The sequence below is a fragment of the Mesorhizobium sp. B2-3-12 genome (assembly GCF_006442205.1).
Taxonomy (GTDB): domain Bacteria; phylum Pseudomonadota; class Alphaproteobacteria; order Rhizobiales; family Rhizobiaceae; genus Mesorhizobium.
Map to the genome: position 1 here is coordinate 417307 of NZ_VFVR01000001.1, position 25787 is coordinate 443093.

The window sequence follows — 25787 nt, forward strand, 5'->3', positions numbered from 1 at the left end:
CGTCCCTGACATGGAGACCAGCATGTGACCTGGGCGCGGCTGAAAAGCAATTTCGAGACGAGCCTGGCCGGGGTGACGCAACCGACGCGCTCGGACTGGATTTTCGCGCTGCGCACCGTTTCGGCCGGCCTTATCGCATTGCTGGCCGCTTACGCGCTCAAGCTCGACCACCCGCAATGGGCGATGATGACGGTGTTCATCGTCGCCCAGCCGGTTGCCGGCATGGTGCTGGCGAAAGGCTTCTACCGGCTGCTCGGCACGCTTGCCGGGGGTGTCGCGGCAATCGGCATCACCACGGCGTTCGGCACCGGCCCCTGGATTCTGGTGACGGTGCTTGCCGTCTGGATCGGCATCTGCACCTTCGTCTCGTCGCTGCTGCGCAATCCCGAAGCCTATGGCGCCGCCCTTGCCGGCTACACCGCCATGATCATCGGCCTTCCCGCCTTCGGCCAACCGCACCTGGTCGTCGATCTCGCGGTCGCGCGCTGTGCCGAGATCGTGCTCGGCATCGTCTGCGCCGGCCTCACCAGCCGGCTGATCCTGCCAAAACTGGCCAGCGACGCCATCGTCTCGCGGCTGAAACGCTGCATTCTGGACCTCGCCACCTATGCCGGCGGCGCGTTCTCGGGCGGCGATCGGGCGACGCTGATCGGCCTGCACCGGAAGCTTGTCGCCGACACCCAGACGCTTGGCGAGATGCGCGCCTATGCCAGGCTCGAAGCGCCGAGCTTCGCGCCGCGCGCGCATCCGGTACGGCGCACCATCGGACAACTGCTCTCCGCCCTTTCGGCGGCGCGCGCGCTCCATTCTCATGCAGCTCCGAAAAACGCCGCCCTCATCCCGGTGCGCTCGGAACTGCAGGCTCTTGTCAGCGAACTGGCCGCCAAGCCGGGAGCGCTGGACGATACCTCGCCCTGGTTGGCGCGCCTCGACGCAATCTCGATAAAAGCCCGGCAAATGCCCGATGCCTCGACCGATCAGGGTGAGGACAGGGTCGGAACCATCACCCGCCTCACCATAGCAGCTGATTTCGCCGAGGCGCTGAAACAGGTGCTGCGTGGCCTCGACGCCTTGCGCGCGCCGGTGACCCGTCGTCCAGGTCCCGGCAGCCAGCAGCCCGCCCTGGTGGTGCATCGCGACTATCCCGGTGCCGCGCGCAACGCCATCCGCGCGGCCGTTGCCACGCTGCTGGTCGCGGCTTTCTGGCTGACGACGAAGTGGTCGGAAGCGGCCGGCACCGTCATCCTCGTTGCCGTCGTGTCGAGCCTGTTTGCCGCTCGTCCCGATCCGGTGCAGGTATCCTGGGGGTTCTTCAAGGGAACGCTGCTCGCTTTGCCCTTTGCCTTTCTCGTCGGCCAGATCGCGCTTCCCGCTTTGCCCGGCTTCGGCTGGTTCATGCTGTTCGTCGTGCCCATCATGGTGCCGGCCGCACTCGCCATGGCCAATCCGCGCTATGTCGGCGTGGCCACGGCCTTCGCCATCAACTTCCTGGCCTTCCTCAGTCCTCACCAGGCGATGACCTATGATCCCGGCCCCTTCTTCGCCGGCTCGGCGTCGATCCTGGTCGGCATCCTGCTGGCGATCGGCGTCTTCATCGTCGTATTGCCGGCCGATCCCTGGCTCGCGGCCGACCGCATCGTGCGGGCCATGCGCGAGGATCTGGCGCGGCTTTGCCTGCATGAGCGCGTGCCGAGGCGTTCGGCCTTCGAGAGCCTCGCTTATGACCGGGTCAATCAGCTGATGCCGCTGGTGCAGAATTCCGGCAGGAAGGGCGAGGCGATCCTGGGCGGCGGCGTCGCCTCCGTCACGGTCGGCCTGGAGATCCTGCGGCTGCGCAGCGCGGCCCAAAACCATGCCATCCCATCGGAAACAGCGCTATCAATTGCCAACTTCTTGAGGGGATTGGCGCGCGAGCTGCTTTTCCGGGCTCCTGGCGATCCGCAAACAGCGACCGTCGCCGTCGCCCGGCAGTATGCGGCGGGCATCGCCCAGCGAAACGCCACCGGCGACATGCTACAGATCGCGGCGTCGCTACGCATTATCGCCGCGGCGATGGAGGATTTTCCGGATTTCTTCGCGAGCAACAGGTCCTAGGCAAAGATCATCGTAGACCGGGCCTGCGCATAGGCGCCACCGTCTGGGCCGGCTTTGATTCATCGCCAAGATCGATCTTGAAGTGTGCTGCAAGCCGCAGGATAAGGTTCGTGATATCGTCAATGGCTTTCTGAAGTTTTACCTTGTCGGGCGCACGAGGTATCTGGCCAGAAGGCAGTGTATATCTGAATGTGGTCGCATAGGCTTCCAGCCAAACGAGGGACTGCAACGCCGTCTTCTCGGCGTGATCGTCTGGCAAGCGCCTTACGATCTTATCGAGTTGATGTGCATCGTGACGTTCGATGTGGATGGCCTCCGAAGTCGCCAACGCTCGGATGACCTGTTCGATAGCTTGCTGGCTGAGATAGGCCGCATTACGGGACCCTGACTCGGCAAGAACATGCGCATCCCTGATGCATCCGTTCGCCAACCGAAGGGCGCTGGCGATTGTCCAGTGGTCAGACATCCAGTCGACGCCCATTCCGAGCGATGTCATAGGCTATCGTATTTCGTGAATCCCAACTCGCGGCCAACGCACTGGACGTCGTGGACAGGATCGTAGCTGGTATTCCAACGTCGTGCTGGATTGACCACCCGATTAGCGGGTCCAGGAGGTCCGCCTCCGAGTCGTCAGGCAAGGCAACGAGAATATCCCAGTCGCTGTCGGGCCGATGATCACCCCTCGCCCGGCTGCCGAACAGCCAAATGGAATCGGGGTTCAGGCGAACCCTGATTTCGTCGATGAGCGGCTTGATTTCAGCCGGCACCCTGAGGCGCATTGCGGGCGGAACGTGCATAGGCGGAAACATAATACCAATCGGTTGTGCCTACAACGCAGCGACGTCGCAGCCAAAAGCCGCCAGTAGGCAAGCGTTAGGCCGCTGCAATCGCCAGTGCGTGGCCGCGCGCGTTCTCGCGCAGCGCATCGAGATGGATCGACTTGACCAGCGCGGCGAGATCCCCCTCGGCGGATTGGCCGCCCAACTCCTTGAGCATCAGCCAGCTGACTTCCTGTACGCCGGCGACACGCTTGCCATTGGCGACCTCGCGCCAGATCTTCAAGGCGCGCAGGATGATCGCATGCGTGGCCAAAGCCAGCCCAGCGCCGCGGAACAGGGCCTGCAGCGCCACGTCGTGCCCGCCTGCCAGCAGCGCCCTCACCCGTGGTTCGGACTGCTGGCTGAGCGCGACCAGCGCCGAGCCGAAGAAATCGACCTTACCGTGCGCGATGGTGCGGATCAGGAAGCTCGCGGTGAGATCGCCGCGCAGCCTGAGATGCTCGATCAGCGCCGCGTGTTCTTCCTGGCGCGTGCCCTCGATCAGCGTCACGGACGCCTTGACGCAGGCGTCGCGCATGACGCGGTCGGCACGCGCGGCTCCCATCAATGCCATGACCAACGGCGACGTCTTCAAGGTCTCGCCAAGCTTGACGAGCAGCATATGCCGGCAGTCGGCGGGCAGCCTGATATCCGATATCAGCGCCTCGCGCACCAGAGGCAGATGCCCATGGCGTTCCGCCATGCGGCGGAAGCTCATCGAAGCGATGGCGGCGCCGCTGTTGGCGAGCAATACGGCGCAGGCCTCCGCCTCGCCGACCTCGGCGATGGCCGCCGACAACGCCATCGAGACCGAGGGCCGGTCGGCGATCAGTTTCTGCGTTGCCCTCTGGCTCGCCGCTACGCGGTTGATCAGATCGGCGTCCGTGAGCAGCGGCGAGCGCGCCAGCACGACACCGGCGACCTCCGGCTGGTCGGCGGCAAGCACGCTGATGATCTGCAGCGGCGCGTGGTGGCTCATCGAGAGCGCTTCCGCCATCGCCAGCCGCACTTTCGACGAAGCGTCGTCGAGCAGTAGCGTCAGCGCCGCCTCGGCGGCGCAGCGGTCCTCGAACGGCAATTCGGAATTGACATAGGCACGGGCCAGCGCATTGGCCGCGGCGACCCGCTCCGACACCCTGGCCGTGTAGATCCATTTCAGGAAATGCGAAACAACAACCATGCCCGCCTGCTCAAGCCCCTTGCCGGAGGGTTTCCGGCCCCGTGAAGACGGTAGGCAGAAATGGTTTACGAACGGTTCACCATGTTCATTAACTGACTTGCGAGCGCCTGAAGCAGCGCCTATCAACCGTCAAACAGCGCAGGAGACGGGAATGGCCGGGCTATATCTCGAGGAGTTTGTTGTCGGCCATGTCTTCCAGCATACGCTGCGCAAGACCGTCACCGAGAGCGACAACATGCTGTTTTCGGTGATGACGTTGAACCCGCAGCCGCTGCATATCGACTTCGATTTCGCCGCCAGGAGCGAATGGGGCAAGCCGCTGGTCAATTCCCTGTTCACGCTCGGCCTGATGATCGGCATCTCGGTCAACGACATCACGGTCGGCACCACGGTCGCCAATCTCGGCATGAAGGAAACCGTGTTTCCGCACCCGGTTTTCCATGGCGACACCATCCGCGTCGAGACCACGGTGATCTCGGTGCGCGAGTCCAAATCGAAGCCGGACCGCGGCATCGTCGAATTCGAGCATCGGGCCTACAACCAGCATGGCGATCTGGTCGCCAAATGCACCAGGCAAGCGATGATGCTGAAGAAGGCGGCCTGATGCGCTCGCTGCTGTTTGTTCCCGGCGATACCGAGCGCAAGCTGGAAAAGGGGTTTGGCGCCGGCGCCGACGTGGTCATCGTCGATCTCGAGGATTCCGTGGCGCCGCAGAACAAGGCTCAGGCGCGCGAGATCGCGGCGCGCTTCATCCTCGAACGCAGGCGGCAAACCAACTCGGCGATCTATGTCAGGGTCAACGACCTCTCGACCGGGCTGACGGATGACGATCTTGCCGCGCTCATTCCGGCAAGTCCGGATGGCATCATGTTGCCCAAGTCCAACAGCGGCCAGGACGTGCAGCAGCTCGCGGCCAAGCTCAGGGTTCGCGAAGCCGAGAACGGCCTGCCCGACGGCTCGATCAGGATCTTGCCGATCATCACCGAAACGCCCAGGGGTGTTCTGGCGGCGGCTACCTATGCCGGGGCAAGCGCCAGGCTCACCGGCCTCACCTGGGGCGCGGAAGACCTGTCGGCCGCGATCGGGGCGCGTGCGGCCCGCGACGAGCACGGCCGCTACACAGATGTATTCCGTCTCGCTCGCGCCATGACCATCCTTGCCGCCGGCGCGGCCGAGGTCGCGGCAATCGACACCGTGTTCCCGAATTTTCGCGACATGGCCAGCTTTTCCGCCGAATGCGCCGAGGCCGAACGCGACGGCTTCACCGGCAAGATGGCGATCCACCCCGACCAGGTGCCCGTCATCAACGCCGCCTTCACGCCCTCGGCCGAGGCGGTGAAACAGTCGGCGGCCATCGTCGCGGCGTTCGAGGCAGCGGCAAATCCGGGCGTCGTCGGCATCGACGGCAAGATGTTCGACCGTCCGCATCTGCGGCTGGCCGAACGGCTGCTGGCACGGGCCAGGGCGGCCGGTATATCGGCCTGACGCCTACCCTTTTTCCCAGCGCGGGCGGCGCATCGAGAAGACCTCGTCGACGCTGGCATAATCCATATAGCCGAGACGCGCGACATTGCCGGCCTTGGTGATGTCGAACAGCCCGTCTTTCAGGAAGGCATCGTCGATGTGCACGCCGATCACCTCACCGGCGACGACGACCGCGCTTGTCGATGATCCGTCCAGCGCCTTTGGGCGAAAAATCTCTGTCACCCGGCACTCCAGCGCCGCCGGTGCGGCCGCCACGCGCGGCGGCCCGACGAGACGCGAGGGCGCCATGGCGAGATCGGCATAGACGAACTCGTTGACGCCACGCGGCGCGTCGACGGAGGTGTAGTTCATCTTCTCGGCAAGCTCGCGGCTGACCAGATTGGCGACGAACTCACCGGTTTCCTGGGCAAACGAAGCACTGTCTTTCTCGCCCTCCGAGGAAAACCAGACGATGAAAGGCCGCGTCGAGACGGCGTTGAAGAAGGAGTATGGCGCGAGATTGACCTCACCGGCCTTGTTCAGCGTCGATATCCAGCCGATCGGGCGGGGCGCCAGGATGGCCTTGGCCGGATCGTGCGGCAGCCCGTGCCCCTTGGCCGGCTCGTAGAACATTCAGCCCGCCCAAGGTCCGGCGTAATCGGCGTAGAGCTTGGCCGGATCGGGCCGTGGCCGCTCCGGAGCCGGACCGGCATGGGAGCCGATATGGACAAAGCCGACAACGCGCTCTTGCGGCGCCAGCCCAAGGATCGCCCTGCCCTCCGCGACATCGGAATACCAATTGCTGATCATGTTGGTGCCATAGCCCAGCGCATTGGCCGCGATCATCAGATTCATCGCCGCCATGCCGCCCGACAGGAACATCTCCCATTGCGGGATCTTGGGATTCTCTTTGGGCACGGACACGACACCGATCACCAGCGGCGCGCGCGAGAACCGAGCCAGTTCCTGGTTGCGGCGGCCTTCCGGCAACGGCCCCTCGCGCTGTTCGGCCAGGGCCGCCAGCTTTTTGCCGATCTCGATGCGGGCTTCGCCGCGATAGAGAATGAAGCGCCACGGTTCGAGCCGGCCGTGGTCGGGCACGCGCGTGGCGGCGGCAATCATCGTCGCGATGTCGGCATCGCTGGGCGCTGGCTCCTTGAGGTCCGGAATCGGCGCCGAATTTCGGGTCAGCAGGAAGTCGATGATCGGCGACGCCATGGGCGCAAGTCTCCTAAAAACTCTGTTTTGAGCTGAAGCGCACCATCGGGAATTCGGGCGGCTCGGGCAAAGGCGTGTTAGCGCCGGGCTGAAGAGTCACGGATCGGACTCTTAAGCCTTGAAATTGCCACCGCCATGGGCTTCAACGCAAGGCATGTTTGAGGGGCGACTGCGTCTTTTCCTGGTCTGGCTCTGCGCCGCGCTGTTCATGGGGCCGGTTTCACTGGCTGTCGCGCAGGAGAAGGACGGCGTCGGCGACCTGAAACTTCCCGGAATTTCGAGCTACGCGACGCCGAAGAGTGAAACCCCGCTGGCGCTTGGCGGCGGTGGCGCCATTACGCTCTCGGCCCAGTTGACCGACAAGGGCACCGACATCACCCGAGGGCTCGTCTGGCGTGTCTTCAAGCCTGAAGCCGTCAACGGCAAATTGCCGATGGTCGCCTCCGCCCATGGCGGCAGCGCCGTCTTCCAGCTCGAGCCCGGCAGCTACCTGGTCCACGCCTCCTACGGCCGCGCCGGCGCCACCAAGCGCATCACTGTCGGCAAGGACGCCAAGCGAGAAAGCCTGGTGCTTGATGCCGGCGGCTTGAAGCTCGACGCGGTTCTGTCCGGCGGCGTTCGCATACCGCCGAAGAAACTGCGCTTCTCGATCTATGAGGGCACCGCCGAGGCCAATGGGGACCGCGCCCTGATCATTCCCGATGTCGAACCCAACAGCGTCGTGCGGCTCAATGCCGGCATCTACCATGTCGTCTCGACCTATGGTGCGGTCAATGCAGTGATCCGCTCGGACATACGCGTCGAGGCCGGCAAGCTGACCGAAGCCACCGTCGAGCATCACGCGGCCGAAATCACCATGAAGCTGGTGCGCGAAGCCGGCGGCGAAGCTATCGCCGACACCTCGTGGTCGCTGCTCAACGAATCCGGCGATCCGATCAAGGAAACCGTCGGCGCCTTCGCCTCGATGGTGCTCGCCGAAGGCGACTACACCATCATCGCCAAGAACCGCGACCGCATCTACCAGAAGGATTTCACGGTCGTTGCCGGGCAGAACCAGGAGATCGAGGTTCTGGCGACCGAAGCCGCTGCGATGGATCCCGAGGAAGGCGCGGACTAGTTTTGGACTAGGCCGCCAGTTTCGTCCGGGCCGGCAGGAAGGGAATGCGCCGACGCGGCAGGTCTGGCGCCAGGTCGAACACGCCGCGATAGAGCCGATCGAGCAACGCTTTGCGGTCCCGCAGCGGCTCCAGTTCGCCCCAGCTCAGCACGTTGCCGACGCGCACCTCGATTGCCTTGCCGGACAACCGCGCGAATTCACGAATGAGCAGCGAGGTACGCAAGGTCAGCGAGGCCTTGCCGACGAATTTGGCTACCCGGCCGTCGCGCTCGGCCATGTTCATCGGGCCGCTGACCAGATGGAAAAGCCTGCCGTTCTGGCCGGAGAAATGCATGGGTATGACGGATGCCTTGGCTTCCTGGACGAGACGGGCCGGAAACATCTTCCATGGCAGGTCGCGTGCGCGGCCAAAACCCTTGGGCGCGGTGGCGACGCCACCGGCCGGAAAGACCACGATGGTGACGCCTTCCCTGAGCAGCCGGACCGCTTCATGGCGCACGGCCATGTTGTTCTTCAGCGCGTCCTTGGTCTCGGAAAAGTCGATCGGCAGCGAATAAGGTTCCATCTCGCGGATCTTGAGCAGATCCTTGTGGATCATCACCCGGAACGGTCGCCCGAGTTGCTCCGCCAACGACAGCACGGCAATGCCATCGCCAATGCCGAAGGGATGGTTGGCGACGATCACCAGCGGCGTATCGGGCAGGTTTGCCGGCGGCCATTGGTCGGCAGTCCGCACGCCGACATCGATCAGGTCGAGCATTCTGCTGAACACACGCTCGCCGGTCGGCACGACTTGGCGACGCCAGAAATCATAAAGCGCGGCGAAGCGATCGCGGCCCGACAGGCCCTCGACCGAATGAATGAACCAGCGCGCCAGCGCCGGCTGGCGCGGATTGGCGTAGGAGAGCTCGGGAAACGGTCGTTCGCGCAATTTCAGCTTGAGCATGGAGACCCGTTACAAGACCGGCGTGACAGGGATATGAAAATGGCGGTGGACCGCTCCACCGCCATTCGATCGAAAACAGTCTGAATCAGGCCGCGCGCTTGCGCCGACGATCCGGCGTGACCGCTTCCTCGGTCAGCCGTTCGATCGCCTCGGCAAGGCCGAGCGACTCCTGGTCCCGCGAGCCGAGCCGGCGCATATTGACGGTCTGCTCCTCCGCCTCGCGCTTGCCGCAGACGAGGATGACCGGAACCTTGGCCAGCGAGTGTTCGCGGACCTTGTAGTTGATCTTCTCGTTGCGCAGGTCGGCTTCTGCCAGCAGGCCGGCGGCTTTCAGCTTCGCCACGACCTCGTTCGCATAGTCGTCGGCGTCGGACGTGATCGTCGCCACCACCACCTGCAGCGGCGCGAACCACAGTGGGAAATGACCGGAATAGTTCTCGATCAGGATGCCGAGAAAACGCTCCATCGACCCGCAGATGGCGCGGTGCACCATGACCGGCTGCTTCTTCTCCGAATCCGAGCCGATGTAGAAGGCGCCAAAGCGTTCCGGCAGGTTGAAATCGACCTGCGTCGTGCCGCACTGCCATTCGCGGCCGATGGCATCCTTCAGCACATATTCGAACTTTGGCCCATAGAAGGCACCCTCGCCCGGATTGATCGAGGTTTTGATGCGGTTGCCGGAGCGCGTCCTGATCGTCTCCAGCACGCTGCCCATGATCGCCTCGGCATGGTCCCATGCCTCGTCCGTGCCGACGCGTTTTTCCGGCCGCGTCGACAGCTTGACGCTGATTTCGTCGAAACCGAAATCGGCATAGGTCGACAGAATCAGGTCGTTGATGCGCAGGCATTCCGACGCCAGTTGCTCCTCGGTGCAAAAAATATGCGCATCGTCCTGCGTGAAGCCGCGCACGCGCATCAGCCCATGCAGCGCGCCCGATGGCTCGTAGCGATGCACATTGCCGAATTCCGCAAGCTTTACGGGTAGATCTCGGTATGACTTCAGCCCGTGCTTGAAAATCTGCACGTGACCGGGGCAGTTCATCGGCTTCAGCGCGAAGATACGGTCGTCGTCGGTTTCATCGCCGGCGACCGTCACCTTGAACATGGCGTCGCGGTACCAGCCCCAGTGGCCCGACGTCTCCCACAGGCTCTTGTCGAGCACCTGCGGGGCGTTGACCTCCTGATAGCCCTGCTCATCGAGGCGGCGGCGCATGTAATTGACCAGGTTCTGGAACATCTTCCAGCCCTTGGCGTGCCAGAAAACCACGCCAGGCCCCTCTTCCTGGAAATGGAAAAGGTCCATCTCGCGGCCAAGCTTGCGGTGGTCGCGCTTCTCGGCCTCCTCCAGCATCGTCTGGTAGGCTTCGAGCTGCGCCTGATCGGCCCAGGCGGTGCCATAGATGCGTGTCAGCATCGGATTGTTCGAATCGCCGCGCCAATAGGCGCCGGCCACCTTCATCAGCTTGAAGGCGTTGCCGATCTGGCCGGTCGAGGCCATGTGCGGACCACGGCAGAGATCGAACCAGTCGCCCTGCGCGTAGATCTTGAGATCCTGATCCTCGGGAATGGCATCGATCAGTTCGAGCTTGTAGCGCTCGCCCTTGTCGGCGAAGACTTTTTTCGCCTTGTCACGCGACCAGACCTCCTTGGTGAACGGCTTGTTGCGCGCGATGATCTCGCGCATCTTCTTCTCGATCGCCGGGAAATCATCCGGCGTGAATGGTTCGTTGCGGGCAAAGTCGTAATAGAATCCGTTCTCGATCACCGGCCCGATGGTGACCTGCGTTCCCGGCCACAGCTCCTGCACGGCTTCCGCTAGCACATGCGCGGTGTCGTGGCGGATGAGTTCCAGCGCGCGCGGGTCTTCACGGGTGATGATCTCGACCTTGCCGGATTTGCCCAGGGGATCGCTGAGGTCGCGCACGGTGCCGTCTATGGCATAGGCCACGGCCTTCTTGGCCAGCGACTTCGAGATCGATTCGGCCAGGCCCGCACCGGTCATTGCAGCGTCATAGTCGCGCACGGAGCCATCGGGAAATGTCAGGGAAACGGAATTCAGCATGGTTATCTCCTATCCAGTCCCGCAAACGAGCGCGGGTGGTAAATGCAGATATCAGCGGTTCGGGGCTGCGACCTGCCAGGGTGCCGGATGCGTCCGGCGGCGGCAGTCTTTTATGGGCAGATGCCGCCGCCGTAAAGCCCGGTTCACTTGATCAGCCGCGGCAGGTCCTTCAGAAACGTGGCGCGCGTCGCCAAACCCTTCGGCAGATCGCTCCGCTTCGTATCGACAACCAGCCGGGCGAACACGATCTGGCGGCTGTCCGTGCGCGCCCAGCCGACGAACCAGCCGAGCGAACGCTTGTCCTTGCCGGCCTCGCCGAGCCTGGTGCTGCCGGTCTTGCCCTGAACCGCCCAATCGCCGGCCTTGAAGCTCGGCAGGATGGCGCGCGTCATTTCATGCGCCTTGGCCGACACCGGCATCGTGCCGGCGAGAAGTCGCCGCAGGAAGGCAACCTGTTCGATCGGCGTGATCTCGAGCGAGGAGTTGACCCAGGAATGCGTCAGCCCATCGTCCTTGCCCGCATTGCCTGATACGTCCGAATTGCCATAGTTGAACTTCGATACGTAGCCGGCAAATTTCTCGGCTCCGAGCCTGCGGGTGATTTCGCGCGAGTACCAGATGATCGAATCACGCTCCCAGATCGTCGGGTCGACGGTCTTCTGGTCGCGCTTCACCGCCTTGAATTCGGGTTTGTAGTCCCATGCAGGGGTGTGTTCATCGGTGAGGATGCCGGTGTCGTAGCCGATCAGCGCGAGTGGCACCTTGAACGTCGAGGCTGGGGTGAAGCGCTGGTCGCAGGTGCCGTCCTGGTAAAGCGTCTTGCCGCTCAGGGCGTCGACGATGAGCGTGCAGTGCACATCGGCGAGCGGCGCCGATTGAGCGCGCATCGGAAATCCCAACAGCCACGCAAGCAGGAACAGGATTCCGGCAAAGATGAAGGGAAGACGGTCGATGTTGCGCATGGGATGCTCGCTCCAGGAGGGGTTCGCGAGCGGGCTTAGCGAGGTCTCTTGTCTCGATTTTGTCTCAAATGCGCAGTTGTTGTGCAGGCTTGCGTTAACCCTACCGGATCGTAAACCGGCGCGGCTGGCGCCGCATGACCAGCGTCCTCATCCCTGCGCGTCGCCGCGCTTACGGCCGATCCGCCAGTACCGCCATGGCATGAACCAGGCGTAACGGGGCGCCAGAGCCTCCGGCACGAGATCGATGCCGTGCGTGCCGAATGGACCGCAGCGCAGCACGCGGAACAACCCCATCCAGCCACCGGCCCAAAGACCATGGCGGGCAATCGCCTCATGCGCGTATTCCGAACAGGTCGGCAAATGCCGGCAGGAATTGCCGACAAAGCCGGACAGCGTCAGTTGGTAAAGCCGCACGAAAGAGGTGCCGAGCACGCGTCCGGGCGTCTTGCGCCAACGGCCCGGCCAGTTGCGGCCGCGCCTCGACGCCGTATGCGCATGCCCATGCTGGTCGCCCACTGCGATCTCCGCGTTTCCAGCTGATAGATGTGCGCTTGCGCCGGAGAACGCAATCCCGCCCGTCCCGCCGTCATGGACGGAAACGGCGAAATGGTTGCCGGTCGGTTGGAGGCGCCCACCGGCCAGGGTGGGGCCGTTCTTCGTGATGCGCTCCACCGCGTCTTTCGTCACGCCATTGAAACGTCGCGATCCGCAGGACATCGCCGAGAATGTCCAGGAACTGGATCATGGTCGTGTCTCCTTTGACCGGATTAGACCGCCGCTGGCCTTCGCCTTCAAACGAGTATAATTTCCGCTTCGGATAATCCTGGGTTATGCGAAAATGAAGCGCGGACGCCTGCCCCTGACGGCATTGAGGAGCTTCGAGGCGGCTGGCCGGCATTTGAGCTTCAGCAAGGCCGCCGAGGAGCTGTTCGTCTCGCAAGCGGCGATCAGCCGGCAGATCCGCGAACTCGAAACCTTCCTGCGCCAGCCGCTTTTCGAACGGCACCATCGCCGCGTCGAACTGACGGATGCCGGCCGCCGGCTGCTTGCTCAACTGGTCAGGAGCTTCGATGCAATCGACAAACTGCTCGGTGATCTGGTGGCCACGCCGGCACAGTCCGTCGTTCGTGTCAGCGTCGAACCTTCGCTCGCGGCCGTGTGGCTGGTGCCCAGGCTCAACCGGTTCCGGCAGTTACGACCTGATATCGACGTTTCCCTCGAAGTCGACCCTCGCCTGATAGAGTTCCGCGGCGACCAGCCCGAGCTGGCCCTGCGCTTCAGCGCACACGCCACCTCATGGCCGCGTGCCGAGGCCGAGCGGCTGGCCCCGACAGTGGATTCGCCGGTCCTGTCGCCGGCGCTGCTTTCGTCGGGATCGGTCCTCGAGACACCGGCCGATCTTGCCCGCTTCACGCTTTTGCACGAAGAAAACCGCCAGGGCTGGGCGCGCTGGTTCGAGGCGGCAGGCGTGCCGACCGATGCCGTGCCCGCGCGTGGCTCGATGCTTGCGGACGCCGCGCTCTCCAAGCAAGCCGCGCTGCTTGGACATGGGGTGGCGCTGGGCGATCTCCTGCAGATCGGCCAGGAACTGGCGACCGGGACGCTGGTCAAGCCGTTCGACATCGACGTCGCGTCGGGTGCCTATTGGCTGGTGGCCAGGAATTTGCACGATCTCTCCGAGCCAGCCGCGGCCTTCGCTGACTGGATCAGAAGCGAATTCGCCGAAGCAGGAGCGATTTAGGCGCGTGCTAAGCCGCTTCTTCGGCGCGTTTCTTCTCGATCTGGCCGATGGCGTCGACCACGGCGTCGAAAGTCAGCATGGTCGACGCATGGCGCGCCTTGTAGTCGCGCACCGGCTCCAGATAGCCAAGGTCGGCGAAGCGGCCTTGCGGCGGCGCGCCGTTCTCCTTCAGCATCTTCAGCATGGTCTCGCGCACCGCGCGCAATTCCTCGGCGCTGGCGCCGACGACATGCTGCGCCATGATCGAGGACGATGCCTGGCCGAGCGCACAGGCCTTCACGTCATGGGCAAAGTCCGTGACGACGCCGTCCTCCATCTTGAGGTCGACGGTCACGGTCGAGCCGCACAGTTTGGAATGCGCCTTCGCGGTCGCGTCGGGATGATCGAGCCGGCCGATGCGGGCGATGTTTCCGGCAAAACCGAGAATTTTCGCGTTGTAGACGTCGTTGATCATTATTTTCCAATCCGTCGGCGCCAAGCGAACAGCGTTTGCCGCTGCCGTGTCTTCCTTTCGCTTGGCCACGACCTTATATAATGCTCGCAGTCCGGTATCGACAAGGCGACGAACGCCGCCGTCATTTCCGGGAAGTTCACGCCGCTTACGGGGCTGGAGACGGGGCGAGTTTCCGACACCGAAGGTCGTGGTCCGTTCAACTCGTTCCTCCTGAGAGAGGAACTACGGGAGACGCCTTTTATGGATGCCGTCATCAAGAAGCTCATGCCCCAGTCCGCCTATATGGAAAAGCCGGTCACCGACCGCCCGAGCGAAGCCGAAGTCGAGGCCGCCGTGCGCACCTTGCTGCGCTGGACCGGCGACAATCCGGACCGCGAGGGGCTGATCGACACGCCCAAGCGCGTGGCCAAGGCCTACCGCGAAATGTTCGGCGGCTACGACATGTGCCCGGCGGAAGAGCTCGGCCGTACCTTCGAGGAGGTCGCCGGCTACGATGATCTCGTCATCGTCAAGGACATCCAGTTCCATTCCCATTGCGAGCATCACATGGTGCCGATCATCGGCAAGGCCCATGTCGGCTATCTGCCCGACGGCAAGGTCGTCGGCCTGTCCAAGATCGCGCGCGTCGTCGACATCTTTGCCCATCGCCTGCAGACGCAGGAGGCGCTGACCGCGCAGATCGCCGGCGTCATCCAGGACGTGCTCAACCCTCGCGGCGTCGCCGTCATGATCGAGGCCGAGCACATGTGCATGGCCATGCGCGGCATCCGCAAGCAGGGTTCAACCACGCTGACCTCGACCTTCACCGGCGTCTTCAAGGACACGCCGGAGGAACAGGTTCGTTTCGTCACCATGGTGCGCGGCGGGGCGTAAGCCCCTCGCCGGCACCACGGTCAAAAGGAAAATAGACCTGATATGTCGGCACTGGAATTCCCAAAAGCTCCCCCGGACAAGAAGACCCTGGAAGAAGGCGCGGTGTTCTCGCCGCGCTTCGATGCCGCCGGTCTGGTCACCGTGGTCGTCACCGATGCCGTCGACGGCATGCTGCTGATGGTCGCGCATATGAATGCCCAGGCGCTGGCGCTGACGTTGAAGACCGGGATCGCCCACTATTGGTCGCGCTCGCGCAACGCTCTTTGGAAAAAGGGCGAAACCTCGGGCAATTTCCAGCATGTCGTGGCGATGCTCACGGATTGTGACCAGGATGCGGTGTGGCTTCGCGTGAAAGTGTTGGGCCACGACGCAACCTGTCACACCGGCCGACGTTCCTGCTTTTATCGGACGGTGGGGCTGGTCGATGGCAAGGGGACGCTTGCCGACGACGGCAGCAAGCCGCTGTTCGATGCGGAAAACACGTATCGGAAGCCACCAGCTTGAACCTTCTGCCTCACATCAACCACACAGATTCACCATTTCGATACGGCCCTTCCGTATACTAGTCTTGGGACAAGGGAGATCGTGATGCTCGAATGGGCGTCATTGCGTAACAGACCAGATGTCCGGGAGGCCAACGGCCTGTCCTCGGCCGGCGGCGCATCCGACACAAAATCCCCGAGGAAAACAGGCATTTCGCTGGCGCTCGGCGGCGGTTGCGCCAGAGGCTGGGCTCATATCGGCGTGCTGCGCGCGCTCGATGAAGCCGGCATCGAAGTGTCCATGATCGCAGGCACGTCGATCGGCGCGCTGGTCGGTGGCTGTTATCTTGCCGGCAAACTGGATGAGCTGGAAGAGTTCGCCCGCAGCCTCACCAAGCGACGCATCTTCGGCCTGCTCGATCTCAACTTGCGCGGCAGCGGCCTCTTCGGCGGCATGAAACTGGATGCGCGCCTGCGCGAGCATGTCGCCGGCGTCCGTTTCGAGGACCTGCCCAAGCCGTTCGTCTGCGTCGCCTCGGAAATCCGTACCGGTCACGAGATCTGGCTGTCGAGCGGCTCGCTGATCACGGCCATGCGCGCCTCCTACGCACTGCCTGGCGTGTTCGAGCCCGTCGATTGCAACGGCCGCGTGCTGGTCGATGGCGCGCTGGTCAACCCGGTACCCGTCTCGGTCTGCCGCGCCTACGAGCAGCCGCTCGTGGTGGCGGTCAATCTTCACTACGATTTGTTCGGCCGCGCCGCCGTGATCAAGCACAGCGCCGGCGAGCTGGTTATCGAAAAGGACGCGCCAAGGCCCGGCCAGGTCGGCGGCGAACACCAATCGCACCAGACGCGCCTGGGCATCACCGGCGTCATGGTCGAGGCCTTCAACATCATCCAGGACCGTATTTCACGGGCGCGACTTGCCGGCGACCCGCCCGACATGTCGCTGCAGCCCAAGCTCAGCCATATCGGCCTGACCGAATTCCACCGCGCCGACGAGGCGATCCAGCTCGGCTACCAGGCGACGATGGCGCAGATCGGCGAACTGACCCGCCTGCAGAGCGTTCTCGCCTAGATCGTCTCATCAAGCTGTTCGCTCGTGACGCGGCGTTATGCGCCGGCCGGCTGAATTGCCCGGTTGCGGTGCCGCTACGCCCGTGCCGCGTCAATGATGCGGAACTGCACCGTGCGGTTGCCGTTCCAGTAATTGCCCGACAGCGAGCCGGCGACATGCACAGTCTTGCCCCGGTTCTTGAACAGGAATTCGCCAAGCACGGTATCGACGGCGCGAAACGCGATCGCCTGGATGCGGCCGCCGCTCTCCGATTGCAAATCGGCGCGAATATGGTTGGTGCCGACCGGCCTGATATCGGCCAGCCGATGGCGCGGCAGGGCGAAAACCGGCGCCACATGCCCGGCGCCGAAGGGGCCGGCCTTCTCCAGCGCGTCGAGCAGGCCGAGCGTCGCGCCTTCCGCGGCAAGCGCGCCGTCGATCGCCAGGCTTTCCTCGTCCTGCAATCGGAAAACATCGGCGGCCGCCCGCTCCTCGAAGAAGGCCCTGAGCTCGCCCAGCCTGGTGCGTTCGACGGTGATGCCGGCCGCCATGCCGTGGCCGCCGCCCTTGACGATGAGCCCGGCATTGGCGGCTTCGCGCACCAGCCGGCCAAGATCGAAGCCCGACACCGAACGGCCCGAACCGGTACCGATGCCCATGGCATTAAAGGCAATTGCGAAAGCCGGCCGACGCGCGTGATCCTTGAGCCTCGAAGCGAGCAGGCCGACAATGCCGGGATGCCAGTTGTTGCTGGCGGTCACGACGATCGCCGGGCCGCTGCCGCCCGCCAGTTCGGCATCGGCTTCGGCGCGCGCGGCGGCGAGCATCTCCTGCTCCATCAACTGCCGTTCCTGGTTCAGCCGGTCGAGCGTCTCGGCTATGGTCTGCGCCTCGACCGGATCGTCCGTTGCCAGCAGCCGGCTGCCGAGCGCGGCATCGCCGATGCGCCCGCCCGCATTGATGCGCGGGCCGATCAGATAGGCAAGATGGAAGGTGCTGATCGGCTCGCCAATGCGCGACACCCGCGCCAGCGCGGCCATCCCTTCATTCTTCTGCTGCCGCGCCACTTGCAGGCCCTTGACGACGAAGGCGCGGTTGACACCGGTGAGCGGCACCACGTCGCAGACCGTGGCAAGCGCAACGAGATCGAGCAGCGAAAGCAGGTCTGGCGGCGTGGCGTCGGTCATCCCGCGCAGCACCTTTGCCGTCTGGACGAGGGCGAGGAAGACCACGCCGGCGGCACAGAGATGGCCCTGCCCGGAAAGATCGTCGTCGCGGTTTGGATTGACGACGGCATGCGCCGCCGGCAGCGCGCCGCCAACCTGGTGATGGTCCAGCACCACGACATCGGCGCCCGCCTCCTTGGCGGCCTCGACGGAAACGGCGCTGTTGGTGCCGCAATCGACGGTGACGATCAGCGTCGCGCCGCGCGAGACCAGTTCGCGCATGGCATCGGGATTGGGACCGTAACCCTCGAAGATGCGATCCGGAATATAGATTTCCGACGGCACCGAGAAATGCGAGAGAAACCGCTTCAGCAAGGCCGACGAGGCCGCGCCGTCGACGTCGTAGTCGCCGAAGATCGCGACTTTCTCCCGGGCCACGACGGCGGCGGCGATGCGGATGGCGGCCTTGTCCATGTCGGTCAGCGAGGCCGGATTCGGCAACAGGTCGCGGACCGTCGGGTCGAGAAACCGCTCGGTCCCGTCGGCGGTGACCCCGCGTCCGGCAAGAACGCGCGCGACGATGTCGGGCACGCCATGACCCTGGGCGATGGCGAGCGCGATCATGTCCTGCCGTTCGGTCAGCCGGTGCTCCCAGGAGAGACCGGTAGCCGACTGCCTGACATCGAGGAAGAGGCGCCTTTCGCCCGTCATGCGCTTTGCCAACTCATGGTTGGCGGCAGGATAATGCATGTCGCCCAAAACCGTGCAGCGGTTTTAGGGTGACGACGTGCACAAACAACAGTTTAAAGCGCGTCGCGTTGACGCGACGCGCTTTAAAGCCAAAGGCCGGCAAAGCCAGGCGGATGCGCGTAGCGAGAGACTTCAAGGAAAAACTACGCTTTCCGCCTTTGGGCCATGCATCGGCGCCATTCGCCGGCCGCTTGCGAAATGCGGGCGGCGTGCCAGCCAGATGGCTAACAACTGAAACCCGGCTCCGCAAGCAGGCCTAGAGCGGTTCAGCGTTTGGTGGAATCGCTGAACCGCTCTAACGCTTTGTTTTTACGCAATTCCGAACGGAAAGCCGTTACACACTTTTCCTGGAATTGCTCTAGAACTTATCCAGATCCTGGTGCCGGGCCTTGATCTCCCGCACGGTGCGCGATGAGGAGCGCAGCACGATCGTATGCGTTGTGATGGTGGTGCGGCCGAACTTGACACCGGCCAGCATGTTGCCGTCGGTGACGCCGGTGGCCGCGAACAGCACGTCGCCGCGCGCCATGTCTTCGGCACGATAGATCCGCTTCGGATCGGCAATGCCCATCTTCACGGCACGTGCGACCTTCTCCGGCGTATCGAGGATCAGCCGGCCCTGCATCTGGCCGCCGGTGCAGCGCAATGCCGCCGCCGCCAGAACGCCTTCCGGCGCGCCCCCGGTGCCGAGATAGATGTCGATGCCGGTTTCTTCCGGATCGGTGGTGTGGATGACGCCGGCGACGTCGCCGTCGCCGATCAGTCGGATCGCCGCGCCCGTGGCGCGCACGGCGTCGATCAGCTTGGCGTGGCGGGGCCGGTCGAGGATGCAGGCCGTGATGTCGGCCACGGCGACGCCCTTCGCCCGGGCCAGGCTGGCGATATTGTCGGCCGGCGAGGCGTCGATGTCGATGACGCCTTCGGCGTAGCCCGGACCGATCGCGATCTTGTCCATGTAGACATCAGGCGCGAACAGCAGGCTGCCCTTCTCGGCGATCGCGATCACGGCGAGCGCGTTCGGCAGGTTCTTGGCACAGATCGTCGTGCCTTCCAGCGGATCGAGCGCGATATCGACGGCCGGGCCTTTGCCGGTGCCGACCTCCTCGCCGATATAGAGCATCGGCGCCTCGTCCCGCTCGCCCTCGCCGATCACCACCGTGCCCTTGATCGCAAGCTGGTTGAGTTCGTGACGCATGGCGTCGACCGCGACCTGATCGGCGGCCTTTTCGTCGCCGCGTCCGCGCAGCCTGGCGGCCGCGACGGCGGCCCGTTCGGTGACGCGCGCCAGTTCCATGGTGAGTATCCGGTCAAGGCCGGCGACGATGTCCTGGGCCACATTCATGTCGGCAAATCCTCGTTTGATGCCGCCTCCCGCCGTAGGCGCGCTTGTTTTGTCAAACGAGCATGACAACGGCAAGACCTGGCGGGAATTTTACCGAAAGGATAGCAATATCAATCGATTGACACCATTCTTAAAACAATGCCGGCCCGGTTCGAGAGGAACCAGGCCGGCACGAAACAGAAATTGCCGTCCTTCGCGGCCTAGAAAACCGCGAGGTATTTCAGCAGCGAAATAATACCGATGATGATGACGATGATCTGCACGATCTGCCGCATCCGGGCGTCGAGCGGCAGTCGCTGAACCAGATAGAGAACGAGAATGATGACGAGAAACGTGATCAGGATGCCGATCAACACGGACGAAGCCATGATGCCCTCCTTCAAATGATTTCTGAAACGGCGAAACGAGCCGGCAATGCCGGCTCAATGCCGGAGCGGTCAGTACCAGCGGCGCGGCGTGTCGTTCATCGACTGGCCGACGGCAATCCCGGCCAGAAAACCGAGCAAACCGATCACGCCGACCACGGCGGTCGTCGTGCCTGGATTTTCGCGCGCGACTTCCGAAACGGACTGGGCCTGGCTGCGCAACTGCTGTGCCGTCCGCGAGGCGCGGGAAGCGGCCGTCTCGTAGAAATCCGATGCCTGTTCGCTGGCATCATCGAGCATTTCCGCGCTGCGTGCCGAGATGCTCTTGTTGATCTTGGTGATTTCCTTGCGCAGGTCGGCGATCTGCTTTTCCAGCGTCTTCTGGATGTCGTCGATGTCAGGGGTGTCGGATTTGTTGGTATCGGCCATGAAGCGGCTCCCTTGGTTGCTGACCAAGAGAACGGCGCGGGCGCGGATTCGTTCCGGTAGCGGCCCTCATCGAAAACGAAAGCCGCCGTCGACCATGCCGGGTGGCAACGGGACTGTTGGCTACCCCGCCCGTTCGATGCGGATGACCTGCGGCTTGTCGGTCAGATGGCCGTCCTTGGTGATGCCGTCGACGGCCTTGCGCACGGCGGCCTCGGTCGTCTCGTGGGTGACGAGGATCACCGTCTTCTGCGCCGCCGCCTCGCCGCTGACCGCGTGCTGGACGATCGATTCCAGCGAAATGTCGTTGTCGGCCATGCGCTTGGCGATTGCCGCGAAGACGCCGATGCGGTCATGCACGGTCAGCCTGATGAAGTAACCGCCGGCATGGCTGCGCATCTGCGCCTTCTTGTAGGGCTTCAACTCCTTCGCCGGACGGCCGAAGACCGGACCGTGCTGGAAACCGGGTCGGCTCTTGGCGATGTCGGCGACGTCGCCGATGACCGCCGAAGCTGTGGCATTGCCGCCCGCACCTGGGCCAGAGAGCAGCAGTTCGCCCAGAATATCGGTCTCGATCGCCACCGCATTGGTAACGCCATGCACCTGCGCGATGACGGAAGCCGTCGGCACCATGGTCGGGTGCACGCGCTGCTCGATACCGCTTTCGGTACGCTGGGCGACGCCGAGCAGCTTGATCCGGTAGCCGAGATCGCCGGCCGCGCGAATGTCGGCCTGGGTGATGTTGGAAATGCCTTCCATGTAGATGTCGTTGGCAGCGATCCTGGTGCCGAAGGCAAGGCTGGTCAGGATCGACAGCTTGTGCGCGGTGTCATGGCCCTCGATGTCGAAGGTCGGATCGGCTTCGGCGTAACCCAGCCGCTGCGCGTCCTTCAGCACGACATCGAAAGAGACGCCCTCGGCCTCCATGCGGGTCAGGATATAATTGCAGGTGCCGTTGAGAATGCCGAACACGCGGGTGACCGAGTTCCCGGCCATCGCTTCGCGCATCGTCTTGATGACGGGAATGCCGCCGGCCACCGCTGCCTCGTAGTTGAGCAGCACGCCCTTCTTCTCGGCGATCTCGGCAAGCGTCACGCCATGCTTGGCAAGCAGCGCCTTGTTGGCGGTGACGACATGGCGGCCGGCTTCGAGCGCGGCCTTCACCGAAGCCCGCGCCGGTCCCTCGTCGCCGCCGATCAGCTCGACGAACACGTCGATCTCGGCGGTCTGCGCCATCTTCACCGGATCGTCGAACCAAATCGCGGCGCCGAGATCGACGCCACGGTCGCGTTTCCGGTCGCGCGCCGACACCGCGGCCACGACGATGTCTCGCCCACATTGGCGGGTCAGTTCCGTCGCCTTGTCGCGCAGCACGCGCGCCACCGAGGCACCGACCGTGCCAAGTCCGGCAATTCCAACACGCAGTGCTTCAGCCATGGAAGGCGGCGTCCCTCAAATCAGATCGAATTGTATTTACCGGTGGGCGGAAAGCGGCACCACATTGTTGGGCTGCTTGGCGCTGGTCGACAGGAAGCGCTTGATGTTGCGCGCCGCCTGGCGGATCCGGTGCTCGTTCTCGACCAGTGCCATGCGCACGAAATCGTCGCCATGCTCGCCGAAACCGACACCCGGCGCCACCGCCACGTCGGCATGCTCGATGAGCAGCTTGGAGAATTCGAGCGATCCCAGATGCCGGAACGGCTCCGGGATCGGCGCCCAGGCGAACATCGAGGCGGCCGGGGCCGGGATGGCCCATCCGGCGCGGCCGAAGGCATCGACCATCACGTCGCGGCGCTTGTGATAGATGTCGCGCACCTCGGCGATATCGGCGCCGTCGCCATTGAGCGCATGGGCGGCGGCCACCTGGATCGGGGTGAAGGCGCCGTAGTCGAGATAGGATTTGACCCGGGTCAGCGCCGAGATCAGCCGCTCGTTGCCGACGGCGAAGCCCATGCGCCAGCCGGGCATGGAAAAGGTCTTGGACATCGAGGTGAACTCGACGCAGACATCCATGGCGCCCGGAACCTGCAGCACGGAAGGCGGCGGATTGCCGTCGAAATAGATCTCCGAATAGGCAAGGTCGGACAGGATGATGATGTCGTTCTTCTTGGCGAAGGCGACGACGTCCTTGTAGAAATCGAGCGAGGCCACCAGTGCCGTCGGGTTCGACGGATAGTTGAGGATCAGCGCCAGCGGCTTCGGAATCGAGTGGCGGACACCGCGCTCGAGCGCCGGAATGAAGCCGTCATCGGGCTCGACCTGCAGCGAACGGATGACGCCGCCCGACATGATGAAGCCGAAGGCGTGGATCGGATAGGTCGGATTGGGGCACAGGATGACATCGCCGGGCGCGGTGATCGCCTGCGCCATGTTGGCGAAGCCTTCCTTCGAGCCAAGCGTGGCCACCACCTGCGTATCGGGGTTGAGCTTCACGCCGAAGCGGCGGGCATAGTAGTTTGCCTGGGCGCGGCGCAGGCCTGGAATGCCGCGCGACGAGGAATAGCGGTGCGTGCGCGGGTCGCGCACGACCTCGCACAATTTGTCGACGATGGCCTTCGGCGTCGGCAGGTCCGGATTGCCCATGCCGAGGTCGACGATGTCGGCGCCGCGCGAACGGGCGCTGGCCTTGAGCCGGTTGACCTGCTCGAACACGTAGGGCGGAAGCCGGCGGACCTTGTGAAATTCTTCCATGGCGGTTCCAGACAGCAAAGGGAGCCCCGGATATGTTAGGGCATTGGGCGCGCGCTATATACTCATTTGCAGGTAGGGTCGAGGGTGGGGTCGCATTTGCCTTCGATCTGCTTCAGCGTCTGCGGACCGTGTTTCTTGGCGAGATCGGTCAACGCCGCCTGGTTGGTGACGGCCGCGCCGCCGCCCTTGGCGCCCTGCCCGTTCTCGTCGGCCTTCAACTGGGCGAGCTTGGCGTTCTTCTCGGCCTCGGTGAATTGTTTCGCCGCCACTTTCGGCGGGATGTTCAGGTTCGGAAAGGTGCCGGTGTCCTTCGGGCCGGCGTCCGAGGCCATCGGCACCGGGCCACTGGTATTCGTGCTCGAACATCCGGCAATGGCCACGAACATGATCGCCGCGCCGATGCGGCAAAAATGGCCGGCACCGAAAAAAACAGTCTCGCCAAACTTATTCGTCATATTGTTTCCTTGGCAGCCGGGGTAGAGCGAGATTGGACCCTGTCGGATGTCCCATGTTAATATGTCAAGAAAACGCTTCCGGAGGAACCCCGCGAACCATGTCCAAAACACCCGATTCGGGCAAAGCGGAAGATGGCGGACCTTCGACGGTCGAGCAATATCTGGTGAAGGATCCGGAACGCTTCGCGCTGAACATGGCGCGGATGATCGAGCAGGCCGGCAAAGCTGCCTCCGCCTGGGCCGAACCGCGCGAAAAAGGTGAGGTCCGCGACCATGTCGCCGAGCCGGTCGTCGACATGGTCAAGACCTTCTCCAAGCTCTCGGAATACTGGCTTGCCGATCCGCAGCGCGCGCTCGAGGCGCAGACAAGGCTGTTCGCCGGCTATATGACGGTTTGGGCAAATGCCATCCAGCGCGTCAGCCCCAACGCCGAAGGGCCCGACGATGCCGTCAAACCGGAGCGCGGCGACAAGCGTTTCCAGGATCCGGAATGGGGCCGCAACGCCTTCTTCGATTTCCTCAAGCAGGCCTATCTCGTCACCTCGCGCTGGGCGTCCGAGCTGGTCGACCATGCCGAAGGCCTGGACGAGCACACCCGCCACAAGGCGAGCTTCTACGTCAAGCAGGTATCGAACGCCATCTCGCCGTCCAATTTCATCCTGACCAATCCCGAACTGTTTCGCGAAACCGTCGCCTCCAACGGCGAAAACCTGGTGCGCGGCATGAAGATGCTGGCCGAGGACATCGCCGCCGGCAAGGGCGACCTGAAATTGCGCCAGGCGGACTATTCGCCCTTTGAGATCGGCAGGAACATCGCCACCACGCCCGGCAAGGTGGTCGGCCGCAGCGATGTCGCCGAGATCATCCAGTATGATGCGGCGACCGAGACGGTGCTGAAGCGCCCGCTGCTGATCTGCCCGCCCTGGATCAACAAGTTCTACATCCTCGACCTCAACCCGCAGAAATCCTTCATCCGATGGGCGATCGAGCAAGGCCACACCGTTTTCGTCATCTCCTGGATCAATCCGGACGAGCGCCACGGCGCCAAGAACTGGGAAGCCTATATCAGGGAGGGCCTGCAATACGGCCTCGACACGATCGAGAAGGCGATCGGCGAACGCGACGTCAACGCGATCGGCTACTGCGTCGGCGGCACGCTGCTGGCGGCGGCATTGGCGCTGATGACCAGGGAAGGCGACGACCGCATCAAGTCGGCGACCTTCTTCACCACCCAGGTCGACTTCACCTATGCCGGCGATCTGAAAGTGTTCGTCGACGAGGAACAGGTCGCGGCGGTGGAAAAGTCGATGAACGAAAAGGGCTATCTCGACGGCACCAAGATGGCCACCGCCTTCAACATGCTGCGCTCGGGCGACCTGATCTGGCCCTATGTCGTCAACAACTACATGCGCGGCAAGGATCCACTGCCCTTCGACCTGCTCTACTGGAACGCCGATTCGACCCGCATGGCGGCGGCCAACCATTCCTTCTACCTGCGCAACTGCTATCTCGAGAACAACCTCTCGCGCGGCACGATGGAGCTGGCGGGCCACACGGTCTCGCTCGGCGATGTCACCATTCCGGTCTACAATCTCGCCTCCCGGGAAGATCACATCGCGCCGGCGCTGTCCGTCTTCCTCGGCTCGAAATATTTCGGCGGCTCGGTCGAGTATGTGATGGCGGGATCGGGCCATATAGCGGGCGTCGTCAATCCGCCCGCATCCAACAAATACCAGTACTGGACCGGCGGCCCGCCGAAAGGCGACTTCGACCAGTGGATAGCCAGCGCCCAGGACCATCCCGGATCCTGGTGGCCGCACTGGCAAAGCTGGATAGAGGCCAAGGACAACACCCGCGTCCCTGCCCGCAAACCCGGCAAGCATATGAAAACCTTGGGCGATGCTCCCGGGACCTATGTCAGGGTGCGTGTGTAACGGACTGTAATGTGTGGTGAGTTGACGGACCCGTAAAAGCGGGCGAAATGGTGTCGTCAACCATCAAGCAGCCGCAATTCGGCAGTCGCTGCAAAAATACTTACAGGCTTGCTGATTTGACACAGGTCTCGTTTCCGGATCGGAGACAATGGTCAGCCTGACGCGGACATACTGGTCAGCGTCTCGGACA

26 protein-coding genes are annotated in these 25787 nt (G+C 63.6%); 9 read left to right on the top strand and 17 right to left on the bottom strand.

The window, feature by feature from the left end; genetic code table 11:
* Window positions 1–24: 24 nt before the first annotated feature.
* Window positions 25–2094, top strand: a complete 2070-nt coding sequence (locus FJ948_RS02105) for an FUSC family protein (RefSeq protein ID WP_140701555.1) — start codon at window positions 25–27, stop codon at window positions 2092–2094.
* A gap of 7 nt (window positions 2095–2101) precedes the next feature.
* On the opposite strand, the gene FJ948_RS02110 is transcribed toward FJ948_RS02105, so the two are convergent.
* The 3 genes from FJ948_RS02110 to FJ948_RS02120 form a co-directional block, all read right to left on the bottom strand.
* On the bottom strand, window positions 2102–2590 hold the full coding sequence (locus tag FJ948_RS02110) for a HEPN domain-containing protein (protein ID WP_140701556.1): 489 nt from the start codon (window positions 2588–2590) through the stop codon (window positions 2102–2104).
* Complete coding sequence (locus FJ948_RS02115) at window positions 2553–2903, bottom strand: nucleotidyltransferase domain-containing protein (protein ID WP_140701557.1); 351 nt, start codon at window positions 2901–2903, stop codon at window positions 2553–2555. The genes FJ948_RS02110 and FJ948_RS02115 overlap by 38 nt, the downstream gene beginning before the upstream one ends.
* Window positions 2904–2967: 64 nt before the next feature.
* Window positions 2968–4092, bottom strand: a complete 1125-nt coding sequence (locus FJ948_RS02120) for a DUF2336 domain-containing protein (protein WP_140701558.1) — start codon at window positions 4090–4092, stop codon at window positions 2968–2970.
* A gap of 151 nt (window positions 4093–4243) precedes the next feature.
* Between FJ948_RS02120 and FJ948_RS02125 the strand changes: the two genes are divergently transcribed.
* Both FJ948_RS02125 and FJ948_RS02130 read left to right on the top strand, forming a co-directional pair.
* Entirely contained in the window at window positions 4244–4696 is a 453-nt protein-coding gene (locus FJ948_RS02125; RefSeq protein ID WP_140701559.1) for a MaoC family dehydratase, read from the top strand.
* Window positions 4696–5577 (top strand): CoA ester lyase, encoded by an 882-nt coding sequence (locus tag FJ948_RS02130; protein WP_140701560.1) that lies wholly within the window; start codon window positions 4696–4698, stop codon window positions 5575–5577. Before FJ948_RS02125 ends, FJ948_RS02130 begins: the two co-directional genes overlap by 1 nt.
* Before the next feature lie 3 nt (window positions 5578–5580).
* Here FJ948_RS02130 and FJ948_RS02135 read toward each other — a convergent pair whose 3' ends face one another.
* The gene (locus FJ948_RS02135) at window positions 5581–6189 is read right to left on the bottom strand and encodes a flavin reductase family protein (protein ID WP_140701561.1); all 609 of its coding nucleotides are present in this window, start codon (window positions 6187–6189) and stop codon (window positions 5581–5583) included.
* Window positions 6190–6774, bottom strand: coding sequence for a nitroreductase (locus FJ948_RS02140; RefSeq protein WP_140701562.1), 585 nt, complete (start codon window positions 6772–6774; stop codon window positions 6190–6192).
* Window positions 6775–6928: 154 nt separating this feature from the next.
* On the opposite strand from FJ948_RS02140, the gene FJ948_RS02145 reads away from it, so the two are divergent.
* The gene (locus FJ948_RS02145; RefSeq protein WP_140701563.1) at window positions 6929–7891 is read left to right on the top strand and encodes a hypothetical protein; all 963 of its coding nucleotides are present in this window, start codon (window positions 6929–6931) and stop codon (window positions 7889–7891) included.
* Window positions 7892–7898: 7 nt separating this feature from the next.
* Here FJ948_RS02145 and FJ948_RS02150 read toward each other — a convergent pair whose 3' ends face one another.
* The 4 genes from FJ948_RS02150 to yidD form a co-directional block, all read right to left on the bottom strand.
* Window positions 7899–8837, bottom strand: a complete 939-nt coding sequence (locus FJ948_RS02150; RefSeq protein WP_140701564.1) for a GNAT family N-acetyltransferase — start codon at window positions 8835–8837, stop codon at window positions 7899–7901.
* An 85-nt stretch (window positions 8838–8922) separates the two neighbouring features.
* Window positions 8923–10899 carry a threonine--tRNA ligase gene (thrS, locus tag FJ948_RS02155; RefSeq protein WP_140701565.1) on the bottom strand — a complete coding sequence of 659 codons (1977 nt, stop codon included), beginning with the start codon at window positions 10897–10899 and terminating at the stop codon, window positions 8923–8925.
* Between the two features lie 143 nt (window positions 10900–11042).
* Window positions 11043–11861: a class D beta-lactamase gene (blaOXA, locus tag FJ948_RS02160; RefSeq protein ID WP_140701566.1), complete on the bottom strand. Its 819-nt coding sequence runs from the start codon at window positions 11859–11861 to the stop codon at window positions 11043–11045.
* Window positions 11862–12008: 147 nt separating this feature from the next.
* Window positions 12009–12377, bottom strand: coding sequence for a membrane protein insertion efficiency factor YidD (gene yidD, locus FJ948_RS02165; RefSeq protein ID WP_140701567.1), 369 nt, complete (start codon window positions 12375–12377; stop codon window positions 12009–12011).
* A 322-nt stretch (window positions 12378–12699) separates the two neighbouring features.
* Between yidD and FJ948_RS02170 the strand changes: the two genes are divergently transcribed.
* Entirely contained in the window at window positions 12700–13602 is a 903-nt protein-coding gene (locus FJ948_RS02170; RefSeq protein WP_140701568.1) for a LysR substrate-binding domain-containing protein, read from the top strand.
* A gap of 7 nt (window positions 13603–13609) precedes the next feature.
* On the opposite strand, the gene FJ948_RS02175 is transcribed toward FJ948_RS02170, so the two are convergent.
* A complete protein-coding gene (locus FJ948_RS02175) occupies window positions 13610–14056 on the bottom strand; it encodes an iron-sulfur cluster assembly scaffold protein (RefSeq protein ID WP_140701569.1) in 447 nt (148 codons plus the stop codon).
* A gap of 240 nt (window positions 14057–14296) precedes the next feature.
* Here FJ948_RS02175 and folE point away from each other — a divergent pair, with 240 nt between their 5' ends.
* The 3 genes from folE to FJ948_RS02190 all read left to right on the top strand — a co-directional run bounded on the left by folE (window position 14297) and on the right by FJ948_RS02190 (window position 16489).
* Complete coding sequence (folE, locus tag FJ948_RS02180; RefSeq protein ID WP_140701570.1) at window positions 14297–14929, top strand: GTP cyclohydrolase I FolE; 633 nt, start codon at window positions 14297–14299, stop codon at window positions 14927–14929.
* Window positions 14930–14971: 42 nt separating this feature from the next.
* On the top strand, window positions 14972–15433 hold the full coding sequence (hisI, locus tag FJ948_RS02185) for a phosphoribosyl-AMP cyclohydrolase (protein WP_140701571.1): 462 nt from the start codon (window positions 14972–14974) through the stop codon (window positions 15431–15433).
* An 84-nt stretch (window positions 15434–15517) separates the two neighbouring features.
* On the top strand, window positions 15518–16489 hold the full coding sequence (locus FJ948_RS02190) for a patatin family protein (protein WP_140701572.1): 972 nt from the start codon (window positions 15518–15520) through the stop codon (window positions 16487–16489).
* A 74-nt stretch (window positions 16490–16563) separates the two neighbouring features.
* Here FJ948_RS02190 and recJ read toward each other — a convergent pair whose 3' ends face one another.
* The 7 genes from recJ to FJ948_RS02225 form a co-directional block, all read right to left on the bottom strand.
* Window positions 16564–18345 (bottom strand): single-stranded-DNA-specific exonuclease RecJ, encoded by a 1782-nt coding sequence (recJ, locus tag FJ948_RS02195; protein WP_140701573.1) that lies wholly within the window; start codon window positions 18343–18345, stop codon window positions 16564–16566.
* 397 nt (window positions 18346–18742) lie between these two features.
* Window positions 18743–19726 carry a class II fructose-bisphosphatase gene (gene glpX, locus FJ948_RS02200; RefSeq protein WP_140701574.1) on the bottom strand — a complete coding sequence of 328 codons (984 nt, stop codon included), beginning with the start codon at window positions 19724–19726 and terminating at the stop codon, window positions 18743–18745.
* Window positions 19727–19926: 200 nt separating this feature from the next.
* Window positions 19927–20094 carry a Thivi_2564 family membrane protein gene (locus FJ948_RS02205; protein ID WP_081295122.1) on the bottom strand — a complete coding sequence of 56 codons (168 nt, stop codon included), beginning with the start codon at window positions 20092–20094 and terminating at the stop codon, window positions 19927–19929.
* Between the two features lie 69 nt (window positions 20095–20163).
* Entirely contained in the window at window positions 20164–20520 is a 357-nt protein-coding gene (locus FJ948_RS02210; RefSeq protein WP_140701575.1) for a hypothetical protein, read from the bottom strand.
* Window positions 20521–20640: 120 nt separating this feature from the next.
* The gene (locus tag FJ948_RS02215) at window positions 20641–21954 is read right to left on the bottom strand and encodes a homoserine dehydrogenase (RefSeq protein WP_140701576.1); all 1314 of its coding nucleotides are present in this window, start codon (window positions 21952–21954) and stop codon (window positions 20641–20643) included.
* A 36-nt stretch (window positions 21955–21990) separates the two neighbouring features.
* On the bottom strand, window positions 21991–23208 hold the full coding sequence (locus tag FJ948_RS02220; protein ID WP_140701577.1) for an LL-diaminopimelate aminotransferase: 1218 nt from the start codon (window positions 23206–23208) through the stop codon (window positions 21991–21993).
* A 62-nt stretch (window positions 23209–23270) separates the two neighbouring features.
* A complete protein-coding gene (locus FJ948_RS02225) occupies window positions 23271–23663 on the bottom strand; it encodes a hypothetical protein (protein ID WP_140701578.1) in 393 nt (130 codons plus the stop codon).
* A gap of 98 nt (window positions 23664–23761) precedes the next feature.
* Between FJ948_RS02225 and phaC the strand changes: the two genes are divergently transcribed.
* The gene (phaC, locus tag FJ948_RS02230; protein ID WP_140701579.1) at window positions 23762–25597 is read left to right on the top strand and encodes a class I poly(R)-hydroxyalkanoic acid synthase; all 1836 of its coding nucleotides are present in this window, start codon (window positions 23762–23764) and stop codon (window positions 25595–25597) included.
* Window positions 25598–25787 lie beyond the last annotated feature (190 nt).